Annotated in this window: 12 protein-coding genes; 8 read left to right on the forward strand and 4 right to left on the reverse strand. The window is 66.1% G+C overall.

Annotated features, from left to right (window positions below; translation table 11 throughout):
• Positions 1–132 precede the first annotated feature (132 nt).
• Entirely contained in the window at positions 133–918 is a 786-nt protein-coding gene (locus IZR02_RS02975; RefSeq protein ID WP_115642566.1) for an ABC transporter ATP-binding protein, read from the forward strand.
• Complete coding sequence (locus tag IZR02_RS02980) at positions 915–1,649, forward strand: ABC transporter permease (protein WP_025104540.1); 735 nt, start codon at positions 915–917, stop codon at positions 1,647–1,649. The genes IZR02_RS02975 and IZR02_RS02980 overlap by 4 nt, the downstream gene beginning before the upstream one ends.
• 19 nt (positions 1,650–1,668) lie before the next feature.
• Here IZR02_RS02980 and hrpB read toward each other — a convergent pair whose 3' ends face one another.
• The 3 genes from hrpB to IZR02_RS02995 form a co-directional block, all read right to left on the reverse strand.
• Positions 1,669–4,224 carry an ATP-dependent helicase HrpB gene (gene hrpB, locus IZR02_RS02985; protein WP_025104539.1) on the reverse strand — a complete coding sequence of 852 codons (2,556 nt, stop codon included), beginning with the start codon at positions 4,222–4,224 and terminating at the stop codon, positions 1,669–1,671.
• Between the two features lie 75 nt (positions 4,225–4,299).
• A complete protein-coding gene (locus tag IZR02_RS02990; RefSeq protein WP_025104538.1) occupies positions 4,300–5,901 on the reverse strand; it encodes an SPFH domain-containing protein in 1,602 nt (533 codons plus the stop codon).
• Between the two features lie 171 nt (positions 5,902–6,072).
• Positions 6,073–6,501 (reverse strand): MarR family winged helix-turn-helix transcriptional regulator, encoded by a 429-nt coding sequence (locus IZR02_RS02995; RefSeq protein ID WP_025104537.1) that lies wholly within the window; start codon positions 6,499–6,501, stop codon positions 6,073–6,075.
• A gap of 453 nt (positions 6,502–6,954) precedes the next feature.
• Here IZR02_RS02995 and IZR02_RS03000 point away from each other — a divergent pair, with 453 nt between their 5' ends.
• From IZR02_RS03000 to IZR02_RS03025, 6 genes are all read left to right on the forward strand, one after another.
• Positions 6,955–7,698, forward strand: a complete 744-nt coding sequence (locus tag IZR02_RS03000) for a TnsA-like heteromeric transposase endonuclease subunit (RefSeq protein WP_025104536.1) — start codon at positions 6,955–6,957, stop codon at positions 7,696–7,698.
• The gene (locus IZR02_RS03005; protein ID WP_081811604.1) at positions 7,695–9,686 is read left to right on the forward strand and encodes a Mu transposase C-terminal domain-containing protein; all 1,992 of its coding nucleotides are present in this window, start codon (positions 7,695–7,697) and stop codon (positions 9,684–9,686) included. Before IZR02_RS03000 ends, IZR02_RS03005 begins: the two co-directional genes overlap by 4 nt.
• 6 nt (positions 9,687–9,692) lie before the next feature.
• Positions 9,693–10,670: an ATP-binding protein gene (locus IZR02_RS03010; RefSeq protein ID WP_025104534.1), complete on the forward strand. Its 978-nt coding sequence runs from the start codon at positions 9,693–9,695 to the stop codon at positions 10,668–10,670.
• A complete protein-coding gene (locus IZR02_RS03015; protein ID WP_157544431.1) occupies positions 10,670–11,584 on the forward strand; it encodes a hypothetical protein in 915 nt (304 codons plus the stop codon). The genes IZR02_RS03010 and IZR02_RS03015 overlap by 1 nt, the downstream gene beginning before the upstream one ends.
• Positions 11,585–11,697: 113 nt before the next feature.
• A complete protein-coding gene (locus tag IZR02_RS03020) occupies positions 11,698–12,333 on the forward strand; it encodes a hypothetical protein (RefSeq protein ID WP_025104533.1) in 636 nt (211 codons plus the stop codon).
• 189 nt (positions 12,334–12,522) lie between these two features.
• Complete coding sequence (locus tag IZR02_RS03025; protein WP_025104532.1) at positions 12,523–13,707, forward strand: hypothetical protein; 1,185 nt, start codon at positions 12,523–12,525, stop codon at positions 13,705–13,707.
• On the opposite strand, the gene IZR02_RS03030 is transcribed toward IZR02_RS03025, so the two are convergent.
• Positions 13,698–15,428 carry a hypothetical protein gene (locus tag IZR02_RS03030; RefSeq protein WP_025104531.1) on the reverse strand — a complete coding sequence of 577 codons (1,731 nt, stop codon included), beginning with the start codon at positions 15,426–15,428 and terminating at the stop codon, positions 13,698–13,700. The two genes, IZR02_RS03025 and IZR02_RS03030, sit on opposite strands and share 10 nt — an antisense overlap.
• Between the last annotated feature and the right edge of the window lie 109 nt (positions 15,429–15,537).

The following is a 15,537-nucleotide window of genomic DNA, read 5'->3' on the forward strand; positions in this document are numbered from 1 at the left end:
GGCACAGCTTCGGAGATCTCGCCCGCCGCCGCCGGACCGCACGGCCGGCGGCGGCGTGTCGATCCGGCGCTCCGAAGCTGTGCCCACTGAGAGGCGTTGACGCCCGACGAGGCGAGGCGCATAATTCATCGCATGGTGAATAATGCGGCCGTCGAGATCACGCAGCTCCGCGTGCGGCGTGGGGCCGTGTCCGTGTTCGACGCCATCGACCTCGCCGTTCCCCGCGGCCAGATCACAGGTCTCCTCGGCCCCTCCGGGTGCGGCAAGACCACGCTCATGCGGTCGATCGTCGGTGTGCAGCGGATCGCCTCCGGTGACGTGACCGTTCTCGGCGAGCCGGGCGGGTCCCGCCGGCTCCGGCACCGTGTCGCGTACGGCACGCAGGGCGCCTCGGTCTACGGCGATCTCAGCGTGCGGCAGAATCTCGCCTACTTCGCCGCGCTCCTGAAGGCGCCGAAGGGGGACGTCGACCGGGTCATCCAGGAGGTCGGTCTCGACGCGCAGACGGGGCAGCTCGTCGATGCGCTGAGCGGCGGCCAGGCGACGCGGGTGTCGCTCGCGACGGCCCTGATCGGCTCCCCGGAGCTCATCGTGCTGGACGAGCCGACGGTCGGTCTCGACCCCGTGTTGCGGGCGGAGCTCTGGACCCTGTTCCGCCGCCTGGCCGATCGGGGCGTCACGCTCATCGTGTCCAGTCACGTGATGGACGAGGCGGTGCGCTGCGACCGGCTGCTGCTGATGCGGGAGGGGAGGATCATCGCCGACACGACGCCGTCCGCACTGCTCGCCGACACCGGAACGACCGACGCCGAAGCCGCGTTCCTGGCGCTGATCGAACGCGACAGGGCCGCCGGCACCGCGACCACCAGGCGCGCACGCCGAGAAGCGCACGAGCGCCAGGAGGAGGACGGGACATGAACGGCCGACGGCTGTTCGCGACCGCCGGCCGTGTGCTCACGCAGCTCCGACACGACCCGCGGTCCATCGCCCTGATGCTCATCGCCCCGAGCCTGCTCGTCGGTCTCTTCGCCTGGCTGTTCAGCGAGCAGGACGGTGTGTTCGATCAGTTCGGCGGTGCCATCCTGGCGTTGTTCCCGTTCATCGTGATGTTCCTCATCACGTCGATCACCACCCTGCGGGAGCGTCGTTCCGGCACGCTTGAACGGCTGATGACCACGCCGCTCGAGAAGGCCGACTTCATCCTCGGCTACGCGCTCGCGTTCGGGTTGATGGCTCTGCTGCAGGCGGTGATCACGGTCTCGTTCGCGGTCGGGGTGTGCGGGCTCGACGTGGACGGGCCGCTGTGGCAGCTGGGTCTCGTCGCGGTGGTCGATGCCCTGCTCGGCACGGCGCTGGGGCTCCTGGCGAGCGCGTTCGCCCAGACCGAGTTCCAGGCGGTGCAGTTCATGCCGTTGCTGGTGTTCCCGCAGATCATCCTCGGCGGTCTGTTCATGCCGCGCGACCAGATGCCCGACGCGCTGTACGCCATCTCCGAGTGGCTGCCGCTGAGCTACGCGATCGACACGATCAACGCGGTCGCGGCGGGGGACGAGGGTGGGGACGTGTTCGGTCCGCTGCTCATCGTCGTGGCCTTCGCGGTCGGCGCTCTGGTGCTCGCCGCCCTCACGCTGCGGCGGCGCACACGCTGAGCCGGAGTCCTGGCCTGGGTCAGCGCGCGGCGCGGTTCTTGGTGTGCTTCGTCGGCACGGCGGCCCACGGGTCCTCGGGCCACGGGTGCCGGGGGTAGCGGCCGCGCATCTCGGCGCGTACCTGGGCGTAGGGGCCCGACCAGAACGAGGCGAGGTCGTCGGTGACCGCGAGCGGCCGCCCCGCCGGGGACAGCAGATGGAAGAGCACGGGGACGCGGCCGTCCACGAGCCGGGGAGTCTCCGCCCAGCCGAAGCACTCCTGCAGCTTCACCGCCACGACGGGCCGTGCGGTCGCGTCGCCGTCGGGCTCCGGGTAGGTGATGCGTACACGGGAGCCGCTGGGCACCTCGAGCCGCTCCGGGACGAGCGCATCGAGGTGCACGGCCTCGGGCCAGGGCAGCAGACGGCGAAGGGCGGATGACAGATCCAGCCGACTCGCGGGCGTGCCGGAGGCGAGAGCGTCGAGCTCCGGTGCCAGCCACACGTCGAGCGATGCGAGCAGACCCGCGTCCGACACATCGGGCCAGGGGTCTCCGAGCTCACGTCGCAGTAGCGCGAGTCGGCGGCGCAGGGCCTCCGCCCCGTCGGACCACGTGAACATGCCGAGGCCATCGCGTCGGAGTGCTCGGCCCACGGCATCCCGGCCTTCCGAGGCCGACGGGCGCACCGGCACCGATGAGCGCACGATCGCACTGATCCGGCGTTCGCGGCGGGCCTGTACGCGGCCTCCGACGAACTCGGCCTCGACGCGGTCGCTCATCAAGGGGCCTGCCGCGCGCTCCACCTGCTCCTCGGTGAGGGCCGCTGCGGCGCGGATGACCGCACCGGAGCCGGCTGCCGTCCGGGACGAGGCTCGGGCGACGTCGGCCACGGCGAGCCATTCCGACGCGGCCAGGGCGCCGCTGACACCGGCCCGGGTGCCGGACGCCAGCAGGAACGTCGCTCCCGATCCCGAGTGCTCGGCGCGGTGGGCGACGCGCTCGGGGAAGGCCAGCGCAATCACGAGACCGACGCCGTCGAGACCGGCGCGGGTGTCCGGTGCCGGAGCGACCAGGCGTTCCAGACGGCGAGCGTCCTCGCGCCACCGCCGGGCCTCGGCCGTGCTCCCTCCGCGCAACGCGACGAGAGCGCGGGCGACATCGGCGTCCGAGATGCGCTGGTCCCCGCCGAGAAGCGCCACGACCTCGGCGGCGAGCCGGCTCCCCACCGCGGGGCTGCCGTCCCGCAGCGCTCTGGCCAACCGTGGATCGGTGGGGATTCGTGCCAGCGCACGGCCCTCTGCCGTGGCGCGCCCGTCGTCGTCGATCGCTCCGAGACCGCGGAGCACCGTGACGGCATCGGCCAGGCTGTCGGCTCGCAGCGGTTCGATCATGCGCAGGCCGGCGCCGCCCGGGGCGCCCCAGCAGGCGAGCAGGAGGGCGGCGTCGGTGAGGTCTGCCGTGGCGATCTCCGGCGACGGCCGCGCAGGAGCGGCAGCATAGGTGCGCTCGTCCACACAGCGGATGACGGTGCCGGGGCCCTGTCGGGTGGCGCGTCCGGCTCGCTGCACGCACGAGGAACGGGAGGCGGCGGTGGTGACCAGACCGGTCATCCCGCGGGCGGCGTCGCGCTGCGGCTGCCGGGCCAGGCAGCTGTCCACGACCAGCCGCACACCCGGCACCGTGAGAGACGACTCGGCGAGGGAGGTGGCGACGATGATGCGGGGCCGGGCTTCCGACGCACGACCGCGGATCACGGCATCCTGCTCCGCCAGCGGGATCTGGCCGTGCAACTCCCGGACGTCGAAGGCGCTGTTCCGGTCGCGGACTCGTCGCGCGATCTCCGCCACTTCGCGCGCGCCGGGGGCGAACACGAGCACATCCGCTTCGGGGCCATTCCGGACGAGCTCGGCGGCGGCGGTGGCGGTGACACTCGCGACGTGATCGAGGAAGCCCCGGGTGACTCCGCGTTCGTCGAGGCGGGGCGCAGAACTCGGTGCCCAGCGCTCGGTGAGGGGGAAAGCCGGGACGTCGTGGTCGACGATCGACGCGGGAGACTCCTCGGTCCCGATGACCGCGGCGATCCGGTCCGCGTCGAGGGTCGCGGACATCGCGATGACGACGAGGTCATCTCGCAGCTCGCGCACCTCGGAGAGCAGGCCGAGGAGGAGGTCGGTCTCGAGGGCACGCTCATGCACCTCGTCGATGATGACCGCGCTCACGCCGTCGAGTCCGGGGTCGTCGAGCATCCGTCGCAGGAGCACGCCAGCGGTGACGAACTCGACCCTCGTGTCCGGCCCGACAGTGCGCTCGCCACGGACGGTGAAGCCCACCCGGGAGCCGAGGGGTGTGCCGTCGAGCTGTGCGAGTCGGCGAGCGGCCGCGCGCGCGGCGATCCGGCGCGGCTGGGTGACGATCACGCGTCCGGTGCGGCGTGAGGCGAGGAGCGGCGGGACGAGCGTGGTCTTGCCCGTACCTGGCGGCGCGGTCACGACCACGGATCCGCTCGTGTCGAGGGCGGTGGAGAGGTCGTCGAGGGCGCCCGCGAAAGACAGACCGGCGCCGATGGCGGTGAGGTCGAAGGCGGCGCGGGTCACCCGTCCAGTCTGCCGGGTCATGAGACAGCGGATGCCGCGACCCGATCGGCCGCGGCATCCGCTGTCGTACGCTTCTTACTCCGCGGCGGGAGCGGGCGGCGCGGGCGGCGGTGGAGTGGTCGGCGCGGGCGTACGCGGCGCCGGGGCGGGCGCGGACGCTTCGGCGACTCCCGCTCCGAAACCGCGGCCGACGGCCTGTCCCTGGATGATGCCGGCGAGGTCGAGGCCGGTCGCGGAGTGCACGCTGTCGAAGACCGAACGCAGGGCCTTCGCGCTGTCGGCACCGACGACGTTGGACGCGCCGTCCTCGCCGGATCCGCCGACGATCGAGACGCTGCCGATCGCGGCGTAGCCCTTCGCGAACTCGGACATGATCGAGGGCAGCACCTCCAGAACGCGCTGCGAGAGGAACGCGTCCTGGTTGGAGGCGATGGCTTTGGCCTCAGCCTCGACGGCCGCGGCACGGGCCTCACCCTCGGCGCGGATCGCCTCGGCCTCGGCGTTGGCGCGCAGGCGACGGGCTTCGGCTTCCGCCTCCGCCTGGGCGCGCAGCGCGTCGGCGTCACCGGTGGCCTTCGCGATCGCGGCCGCCGCCTCACCGTCGGCGCGCGCCTTGTCGGCCTGCGCCTGCTGCTCGGCGATGCGGGTGCGCGCCTCGGCCTGCTTGACCTGCTCGATCGCCGCCGCCTCGGCCGCGCGCTCACGCGTGTAGAGCTCGGCCTGCGCGCGGGTCTCCGCCTCGTACCGCTGCGCGTCCGCGACGCGCTTGACGTCGGCGTCGAGCTGCGCCTGCTTGTTCTCGGCCTGCTGCTGGAGCACGGCCTGCTCGGCCTGGGCGCGGGCGAGCTGCTCGGCCTGCTCCGCCTCGGCGCGGGCGCGGCCGATTCCGGCGTTGGCGTTGGCCGTGTTCGTGTCGAGCGCGGTCTGCTCTACGAGGTTCGCCTCCTGGTTCGCGATGTTCTTCTGGTTGATCGCGCGGTCGGCGTTGGTCTGCGAGATCTCCGCGGCCTGGCGCTTCGCCTGGATCTCCGGGGCACCGAGGGACTGGATGTAGCCGACCTTGTCGGTGATGCCCTTGATCTGGAAGGAGTCGAGGATGAGGCCCTGCTCGGCGAGCTCCTGGGAGACGTCGGCGGCGATCTGGTCGGAGAACTTCTTGCGCTCCCGCATGAGCTCCACGACGGAGAGCGTCGCGACGATGCCGCGCAGGGCGCCCTCGAGCTGCTCGGTGGTGAACTGCTCGATGGCCTTGTCCTGGGAGGCGAAGCGCTCGGCGGCCCGGCGCACAAGCAGCGGGTCGGAGCCGATCTTCACGATCGCGACGCCGTCGACGTTGAGCGTCACGTTGTCGAGCGACTGCGCCTCGGCGTTGAGCGACACCTGCCGCGACCGGAGGGAGATGATCTCGTGGCGCTGGGTGATCGGGTTGACAAGCGACTTCCCGTTCACGATGACCGTGACGGGCGACTCCGACATCTCGGAGCTGCTCGTGCCGTCGGTGCCGATCACGGCACGCTGCACCTTCTGCTTGCGTCCGGAGATGACGAGCGCTTCGTCGGCGCGAGCCACCTTGATCCAGCTGCGTGCGAACAGCAGCAGGATCAGCAGGACGACGATCGCGGCGACAACCGCGATCCCGATGACGATGAGGATGCCGACGATTCCGGCGATCTCCATGGATGACCTCCCTGGTTCCCCCCGAGGGGGCGGTCCGATATGCCCACGGTCGATGTGGGCGTGCGCAACCCACCCTGCCAGAAAAGCGACGCCCGCCACCGTCGCGGCCGTCATGATGCCGTCGTCGGTGGACACGCCCCCGACCGCGGCGCCTGTGGAGATGGGGAGCGGTCAGCGGGTGCGGAGCTTCTCCGCGAGGTCGCGGAGCAGACGCAGCTCCTCGTCGTCGAGGCGTGACATCCGGTCGGCGATCGACCGGCCGTGCACCGTGGCGAGCGCACGGAACGCCCGGGCACCCTCGTCCGTCGCGCGGATCAGGGCGCCGCGGCCGTCGTCCGGGTCGGCGCATTTCGCGACCAGCCCCCGGGTCACCATCCGGTCGACGAGGCGGGAGACGCTCGGCTGGCTGATGAGCATGTTGGCGGTGATGTCGCGCAGCCGCGCTGTCATCTCCGGCGAGCGCGTCACCGTGAGCAGTACGTCGTACTCGGCCTGGGTGATATCGCCGGTGTCGAAGTCCGCCGCCATCTCGGTGAACAGTTCGTGCTGCGCGCGGAAGAGGCTTTCCCAGGCCTCCAGCGCGAGCTTCCGATCGGTCATCCTCACAGAGTACCGGGCGCAGTAAAGGGCCGGTCGGAGAGGCTCCCGACCGGCCCTTGTCCCTTGCACCAAGAGTGTCCTGCAATCACATGCGGTGGATGCCACAGCAAACATTCACCGTGTGATCACTGTATAACGGCGAGGTAACGAATGCAACGGTTTGATCACGATGATTCGGGCGGATACTGGAAGGGTTGTCCCATCTCTCGGGAGTTGTCAATATCTCACGTACCTGTCAGTAACGCTCCTCGTAGGTGTCAGTCTTCTCACCTATCTGTCACAACTCCTCGGCGTGTCGCCCGTGCCCGCGAGCGGCGTCCGCGTAGCTTGATCGGCGAAGCAGGCACATCTCCCAATTCACCTCGATGAGTCATCGTCAGCGAGGGGCGCGTTCGGCTTCACGTCGTCTTAGGCCGCCGGACGAACACAACTGTTGTTCGTCGATGGGCTTGGATGATGTTCTCGAATTTTGTGTGGCCAGCGCCGGCCGAGGCGCCCGCGGTCGTTCCTCGTCGGATCGAGTATCAGCTCGACGGCGTACGAGTCGAGGTAGATGTTGCCGATGTTGGGAGCGTGCCGTTCGAAGACTGCGAACCGGTGCGCGACTTCCCAACCTGGCCGGGCAAGCAGCACTACTCCGGTCTCCTCTACATGCAGGGCGTGCAGGCGCACGTCGGGTTCGAGTCGCTTGCGGAACGGTCGTTCCTGATCGAACTGGATCGTCTTGAGGGCGTCCGCTCCGTCACCAGCCAACCGATGTGGATTCGCTGGCTCGGCACCGTTCCCGGCAATCATGCCCCGGACTTCTTCGTACGGTTCGCCGACGGGTCGAGGATGCTCGTCGATGTGCGGCCGCTGCAGCGGATTGATGCCGCAGCGCGAGCAGTATTCGACCGAACCGCCGTGCTGTGCGCTGACTTCGGATGGCGCTACGTCGTGTACTCGGAAGACTCCCCGATACGCGACGCCAACGCCCGCTTCTTGATGCGGTTCCGTGAGCCAAGGTGGTCGGTCGACGACCTGGCGCAGGCGCTGTCCGGGTTTGCCGGAACGATCAGCGAGGCAGCGGAACGACTGGGCGGGGGCCAGGAAGGACTGGGGCGCTGTTACGCGCTGATTTGGAGTCGTCGCCTCGATGTAGATCTGGAACAACCGTTGTCTTTGAGGACCCTCGTGACGTGGAGGAACGACGCATGAACGCTACAGCAGGATCGCGCATCGTGTGGCGCGGACAGACCTATGACGTGATCGTGGTGCGTCCGTCCGCAGTCACCTTGCGAGACCAGGATGGTGGCGAGTTCGACGTCAGCCATGACGAACTCAACCGTGCCGCCGAGCCTCCCGCGACTGATCTCCTCCTCGGAGCGGCGGAGACGCTCGTCGAAGGAGCACAGTCAACGAGCGAGCTTCTGGTGTGGAGAGAGGCCCTTGCTCGAATCGCGGCTGCCTCCGAGACACACGGTCAGCAACGTGAAGCAGTCGAGAAGGAAGTAACTCGGCTCGCGCACGAGCTTGGTCGCACCGTGACGGCACGGACCGTCTTCCGCAAGCTGAAGTCTTACAACGAGGGCGGGATCGCTGCAGTCGCGGATCGACGTTCTCGTGAAGGGCGCGTAAGACGATCATCCAGTATTGACCCGCGCGTCATCGAGGCCCTCAACATTGTTCTCGCCCGTCGCGCGCGAGAATCCACGACCAGCAAGGCGGTCATCCTCGCGCAGGTTGAAGCCCTAGTCCGAAGGAACCATGGGGACGATGTCGCGATGCCGAGCCGTGCGACCTTCTATCGGGTCCTTGCTGCAGAGGACCGCGGACGATTCTCGTTCGGTTCTGCGAAGACTCGAGAATCTCTGTCATTGCGTCCGGACCGTGCTCTCGGTGGCCGACCCGGCCTACGCCCTGGTGAGCACGTGCAGATAGACACCACTCGACTGGACGTGATGGTGCGTATCGACGCTGCAACCGTGGGTCGGCCCGAGCTGACGATCATGGTCGACGTCGCGACCCGCTCCATTCTGTCGGCAGTGTTGCGTCCGGTTTCCACAAAGAGCATGGACTTGGTCATCGTGCTTGCGCGCGCCTTGGTTCCCTACGGACGGCGTCCAGAGGGAGCCCGTGAAACGAGAAGACTGCTCTCGACTGCGTGGGCGGAAGAGGCGTTGATCGATCAGGAGAGGTATGAACGTCTTCGGCTCGCGCAGCCGTTCATCTTCCCGGAGACGATCACCACCGACAACGGTCGACCGTTTCTTTCTCAACACTTTCGCGCGGTCTGCGCGGCGTTAGGGATCTCGCTCACGAAGGCTGCCCCTCACACGCCGACAGACAAGGCCCATGTCGAGCGGACCTTCGCATCGATCTCGTCGCTGTTCTTGCAGCACGTCAAGGGATACGTAGGACGAAGCGTCGAACACCGTGGGAAGAACGTCGAAGCCCAGTCGGCAGAGCTGCTCACCATCGCTCAGATGCAAGAGCTGCTGGAGGACTGGGTGGCGGTCGAGTGGCAGAACCGAAACCACGACGGACTTCGCGACCCCTTGGAACCAACGATCTCGCTGACCCCGAACGAGATGTGTCGAGCGTTTCGAGAGGTCGTCCCGGAGCTCCACGTGCCCCTCGCCAAAGATGACTTCATCGCGCTGCTGCCGATCGTGCACCGCAGGATCAATCGATATGGAGTCACCATCGAGCACCGCATCTATGACTCCGAACGCCTTGCCCATTACAGGCGACGAGAGTCGCAGTCGAAACGGCAGAAGGGGAAGTGGCCGATCCGTGTCGATCCCTACAACCTGCATGTCGTGTGGCTCGAGGACAACGGCGAGTTCATCCCGCTGCGATGGTCGAACGGCCTGCACGAACTCCCGATGATGGGGGACGTGTGGAGGTCTGCGCGCGCTGCGCACCGTTCCGTCGACCGCGACGGGCAGCAGGATCTCGATCTCGTGCACGCCATGCGCGATTATGCCGGACGAGGCAACAACAAGCCGATGGTCACGAGATCCGCTCGTGAGAAGGCGGTGGCGGCAGACCCGATGAATCTGCTCAGCGCGGAAGCATCAGCCGCCACCACCCCACTAAGCGACGGCGCAAAGACCGACGTGCCAGTACCGCAGGAAGAGGAATGGCCGAACCGCGGTGGCTTTTCCTTCATCTCGGAACCGACGACAGACGAAGGCGAGTAGGGGCCAATGGAGATTGCGACGCGTGAGGGATGGCGTGATTTCGTCGAGCTGAAGATCGAGAAACCGGCAGAGATCCCGTTCGCCGTCCTCGGGAGGCTCACGCCCGAGGATCGCCAGATCTACAACTGGGCGCGTGCTCGCTACTCACAGGCCGGAGCCTTTGTGAAGACACCGCAGTTCGTAGAGTTCCAACGCGCCGCACGCGACCGGGTGTATCTGAACGCCCATCGCCAGGTTGGGAAGCTCGGGCTGATCCTCTCGGGAGAACCAGGCCAAGGAAAGACGACGACGTTGCTGCAGATCGGCAAGGAGCACGAACTTCGCCGCAGACAGACCGCTCAGCCCACAGCAGCAGAAGGGTGGACTCCTGTGGCCTACGTCGCCGTACCTGCCCAGTGCTCGGCGAAAGCTCTCCTCCTGGAGTTCGCCAGATTCCTGGGCCTTCCCACGCTGAGCCGAGCGACCTACGGAACCCTCCTCGACACTGTCGCGAACGCCCTGCGCCGTTGCCGAACCGAACTCGTACTGATTGATGACGTGCATCATCTCGATCTGCGATTTCGGCAAAACATCGAAGCATCTGACATGCTGAAGCAACTCTCCGAGCGATGCGGCGGCACATTCGTCTACGCGGGAATCGCTGTGGAAGAGACAGGGCTGCTCGACGGTACTCGCGAGGGCCAGATCCGCAAACGGTTCGAACTGCACCCGGCATCCCCGTTCCGCATCACTACGAAACGAGGACAGGCTGACTGGGGTGACCTTCTGTTGGCCATCGAGGACTCGCTCGGCCTACTGCAGCAGCCTGCGGGGAAGATTCTCGCAAGCGCGAAGACCCTGCATGCGCTCACCGGAGGGGAGATCGGCCCGCTCAAGGATCTCCTCCAGCTCGCCGCGCTACACGCCATGCAAGACGGCTCGGAAACCCTAGAAGCGGCGCTCTTCGAACGCGACCTGAAACGCCGGCAAGCGGAGCGGCTCTGATGAGGGCGCTGCCGGTGCCAGTCCGGTTCTACCCCGACGAAACCGTCTCGAGCTTCTTCAGTCGGCTGTGCGCGGCCAATCAGATCTCCGAGTATGAAGCGTGGCGTGCACTGAGAGCGGAGGACCCTGAACTCGGCATCGCAGTGACACCGCCGATAGCGCGAGTCGCGATCGAGGAGCTCGGCGGACTGCGTCGTGATGCGATGCCCAGAATCAGACGCAGCTACTCGACGTGCAAGCACGACCCCACGATGTGGGTGCGCGCCTGTGCCTTCTGCAATGGCCAAGGGTTCGGACCGACGACCCTCTGCAGGCGATGCTCGCGAGGAGATCTGGTATTCGTGGAAAGGTTCAGCGGGCCGATCTGTGTCAGGCATGCCCGATGGCACAGCAACGGACTCGACGTCGACGTCCGCGACCACGTCCCGTCACTAATCGCGCAGAAGCGACTCAACGGAAGCCTGCATCAACAGTCGATTGGATATCGCACGCCCATTGCAACCATCGCGCGAGACATCATCCACGAGTGGTGGCACCCCGCTCGCCTCTCGACAGAACAGATCGGTCTCGAGGAAGAAGTCACCGGCCTGCCGCGCCTGGTCGAAACGATGGCGGCTCTGACGTCTCCGGCGCTTCAGACGCTCCTGACCTACGAGCACGCGTCTTACAAGGCGATTGCTTCAGTGCTGATGAGACTTGGTGCGGTCGCGCGTGCTGGTGAGAATGTAACCCGTTTCGCGGAAACGATTGGCGTCGACGAACCTAACTCCGCTCTCCACATCGGAGGTGAGAAGTGGTCACTCACGTCGTCGCGATCTGGGCCGGCGCTCGAGGCGCCGGAGCGACTTTGGCGCCGCATCCTGACCGTGCGAGCAGCGCTATTGAAGCACCGGAAGGTGCGTAGGACATTGTGATCAGCGCGGTGGTCGGGTTTCACGGGCGCGGAGCGAGCTCGTGACCGGGTGAAGCGAACCGTTTCGCGGCGTACGATCGCAGTATCGGCTCGCGTCTCAGACAGGAGAACCGGATGTCGAACCTCGAGCGACCGCTGACTCTGGATGCTGCTGCCGCAGAGCTGCTCGAATCGATCGACGCGAGCGAGTGCGACCCGGAGATCATGGAAACGCTTCAACGCGAGGCGGCCCGCCTTTCTCGGCGCATGCGTCCGCCGAGCCCCGGCATATCGATGGAACAGCGTGCGTATCTCGTCGATTCCGGCGCTTTCACGGCGGAGCAGTTCGCTCAGACCGAGCAACGGGTGGCTCGCGGCGAGCTGCGCGAGGATGAGAACCGCACACGTCTCGGAACCGTCGCGCGTTCGTACGGTGAGCGAGCGGCCGCGGCGCGGCTAGGGCTGGAAGTCGACGATCTCCGAATGGGCCAACGAGCGGGCGCACTGTATTCGTTCGACGCATCCGGTGTGACGGCTTACCCGAAATGGCAATTCACAGACCAAACCGATGACGGGCTTCTGCCGCACCTCGCGCTCGTCGTGACGTGGCTCCTCGAAGACTGGCACCCCGCGAGTGTCGAGGGATTCATGACCACGCCGAAGGACAGCCTGATCTATCGCAGCGAGCTGCAGACGCCCATTCAGTGGCTACTACGGGGTGCCGACCCGCGTCCCATTGAGCAGATCCTCGAAGGTGCGCGGTGGCGATGACGACAGCCTGAGTGCTCGCGACGCTGTCTTCGATCCTCGGTGTTCTGCCGCTTGGCTTGATGGCGGCTAGATGACGAGATCGGGCACGACGGACGACTTCTCCTTGGACGCGAGCGCTCATCGATGGCTCCTGGCCGGGCTGGATCTGAAGCCGCGAAGCGCGACCCGGCCATGCGGGAAAATGGTCTCGTGTCCATGCGCATTCACGCGATCCAGTGGCGAGACGACGGGCTAATCGCTGTCAAGTTTGCGGACGGTCGTGTCGTTGCCGAGGCGGATCCCACCGATCTCGCAGTTATGCTTGAGCTGTTCTCGGTGGTCGAGTATCGCCCCTGGCATCGTCGTCTGATCTTCAAGTTTCGCGATGGCTACGGCTTCGAGTGTGAGCTCGGAACTGCGAGGGACCCTTCGCCGACTCGTGGTCGCCCAGTCGTGTACCTGGACCAGAACCAGTGGAGCACTCTGAGTAAGTCGCTCTTCGCACCTCAGCGTGTTTCGGACTCCGAGCGTCTCGCGGCAGTGCGACTGCTCAGGATGGCCGAAGCGGGCGAGGTCATCCTGCCGTTGTCGTCCGCTCATCTGTCGGAAACCGGTGCCTGGTCAAATGATGTCGGGCGTGCGGAATTGTCACGGACGATACTCGCTGGGAGTCGTGGCTGGCAGACGCGAGATGCGCTGGAAGTGCGAGCGGGCGAATTCCGACAACGCCTCGCTGCACTCGCGGGAATCGACATCGCGCCACCGGCCCCCGTGATCACGCTCGAGCCGTACGCCGCGCTGGACCCGAGTATCCGAGCAGATGACGAGCGGGTATCCTTGCCCGACGATCTCCCCGAGGCGTGGAAGTTCGGCTACCTGTCGACCCTGTCGAACACCGTCTACGTAGGGTGCCTTCTGGACCGTGAGCCGACGCCGCGCGGCTCCCTCGCCGGATGGTTGGCACGTGTGCAGCGGTTCTCCTCTTGGCTGGACGGAGAACGACAACGCAGCAAGAGTGATCGCCGCAAGGCCGCGCAGCTATTCGCCGCCGCAGACGCGACTAAGGAGATAGCAAATGCTGCCGCCGAGATCGGCGCGACTCCTGCTCAAGCGACGGAGTGGTTCGCAGGTGCTTGGGACCAGGGGTGTCTCGGCGCCCCCGCGATCACTCTGTTCCGCTCGGTGATGGCCGACAAGATGGTCGCTGGCGCCCGCTGGGAGGAGAACGACCTCACCGATCTCATGTACCTCTGCACAGCCGCGGGCTACGCCGATCACGTGGTTGGTGAACGGCGGACTATCGGATTGCTTCGTCAATCGGTGCGGCGCTTTGATACTGCGGTGCAGTTGCACACGAGGCTCGGCACTCTGGTGCAGAGCCTTGATCAAGTCTGAGGTGCCGCGCGATCAGTTCTGAGGATGAGCGCTCTGAGATCGATGGGCGGCATGATCCCTTGGGCTGCCGTTTGGGACTCGAGTTCAATCAACTCGGGGTCGCCTGGCAGCAGCTCCACCGCTTTTGACAAGTGAACTAGAGCTCGCTCCTGATTGCCGCCAATCGAAGCGCGCTGCGCTAAATCGAGGTGCAGGACGGCGTCGAAGATAACCGGCAACTCGAGCAGGCGCTTTCCCTGTTGCTTGAGGTCAGCCTCGCGCTGCTCGGCGAGGCTCTCGAGGTCGGCGCCGCTCCACTCGATCGAGCCTCCGAGCGCCCACAAGGCGTACGCATACATGGTCGCCGCCTCCAACAACTTGGCATGGGACTCGACGGTCTCATTGAACTCAGTGATGCGCAGTTCGTCAGCGACCCATCCGTTCCAAAGGACGATGCTCGCGACAAGCGCTAGACGATCTGCCGGTTTCGACCCGTTCCTGAGTAGTGCTCCGAGCCGGCGTATAGGGGTTCGCATGTCGATGACGCCCTCGGATTCTCCCGCACCCGTGCTCCGCAGTGATTCCACCAGCACCGAGAAGACTCGTGGTGCCTCGGACGTACCGAAGTTATCGAACCCGGTGATCCAATACTCCGGTGCCATGCGGACACGCACGATACCCGGAATGGCGCTGCGGTAGGAGGAATTGAACTCAGGATCTACTCCTCTCGGTGCCCGCTCGACATACTGACGTACGACGTGCTGACAGATCCGGTGGAGGCCCTCGAGGCTCAACACCGTCTTGCCGTCGTGCCAGATCGTTTCTCCGTGGCCGGGGAGCTCTCGAAGCTCGGGGGCAAGATCGCGCAGTTCATGCATGGTCTTGGAGCGCACCACATACGCGAAATCTAGTGCTTTAGGAAGGTCGACCGCACGGATTGGGTCGCGTGCATCCGAGGCTTCGCTTCGGAAGAAGGAGGGAGCGAGATGGTCGAGTACGAATCCTTGAAATCTGCGCCTGAGGGCGAGCCGGTCAATGGCGAGCACGGCCTCCTGTACTTTCGTGCGATTCGTAGTGTCGAGTTCCTCACATGCCGCGTCGACAATCTTGCGCTTCTTCGGCTCGTAGTCACTCCAGGGGGCTTCCGGCGCCGGCCAGTCTTTCGCGAGCGACTCGAGCGCTGCAACGAAGAGCGTGTAGGACAGAGCGACGTCGCTGCTCGATAACGTCACTGCATCGACGATTCGCCGAACGGCGCGCATCGCTGACTCGAAGTAAGGGCGTTGTAAAGCTATCAGTTGGTCGCAGAAACTTCGGAGCCCGTCTATTTCAGAGTCGCTAATGAATCGGGCGGGCTCCAGGACGTGAGCGAGCAGCTTCTCGCGCCGCCGTAATCCCGACCCTCCACCCGCGATAACTCGGCCGGTCAGATCCTGGTCCTGCAAAACAACGACGTCGAGACCGAAGGCAACGACTGCCGCGGCGTCCGCGACGAGCTCGTCTCCTCCAGTAGCAATGTGGATCGAGTCGCTACCGTCGGCGTTGGTTCGCTCTAGGCGATCGATGACCTCGATCTGAAGGCCCCGGACATCCCCGTGTCCCGTGGAGAATCGCAACGTCCCGATCGGCAACTCCACGTCATCCGCGCGCACCCGGATGCCATTCGAGTAAAGAACCCGCCGGTGAACGGTCTCGTGGGGGTTGTCGCTCTCGAAATACATCCCGCTCGATATCTGGAGCACTAGAAAGGCCTTCCGTTCTCTTCCTTTGCTGCGGATGTCTGTGTTCCTCCTGATGAGTGTATTCGCCCCATAGGCTGCGCTCGCCGGCTACTCAATAGGCTGCGCTCGC

This window comes from Microbacterium paraoxydans (assembly GCF_019056515.1).
In the GTDB taxonomy this organism is placed as follows: Bacteria; Actinomycetota; Actinomycetes; order Actinomycetales; family Microbacteriaceae; genus Microbacterium.

Bases quoted from the DNA above. Each gene is read 5' to 3' on its own strand.
- IZR02_RS03020 (WP_025104533.1), top strand. From the start codon at position 11,698: ATGTCGAACCTCGAGCGACCGCTGACTCTGGATGCTGCTGCCGCAGAG.
- IZR02_RS02975 (WP_115642566.1), top strand. From the start codon at position 133: ATGGTGAATAATGCGGCCGTCGAGATCACGCAGCTCCGCGTGCGGCGT.
- IZR02_RS03010 (WP_025104534.1), top strand. From the start codon at position 9,693: ATGGAGATTGCGACGCGTGAGGGATGGCGTGATTTCGTCGAGCTGAAG.
- IZR02_RS02980 (WP_025104540.1), top strand. From the start codon at position 915: ATGAACGGCCGACGGCTGTTCGCGACCGCCGGCCGTGTGCTCACGCAG.
- IZR02_RS03000 (WP_025104536.1), top strand. From the start codon at position 6,955: ATGATGTTCTCGAATTTTGTGTGGCCAGCGCCGGCCGAGGCGCCCGCG.
- IZR02_RS02995 (WP_025104537.1), bottom strand. From the start codon at position 6,501: ATGACCGATCGGAAGCTCGCGCTGGAGGCCTGGGAAAGCCTCTTCCGC.
- IZR02_RS03015 (WP_157544431.1), top strand. From the start codon at position 10,670: ATGAGGGCGCTGCCGGTGCCAGTCCGGTTCTACCCCGACGAAACCGTC.
- IZR02_RS03005 (WP_081811604.1), top strand. From the start codon at position 7,695: ATGAACGCTACAGCAGGATCGCGCATCGTGTGGCGCGGACAGACCTAT.
- IZR02_RS02990 (WP_025104538.1), bottom strand. From the start codon at position 5,901: ATGGAGATCGCCGGAATCGTCGGCATCCTCATCGTCATCGGGATCGCG.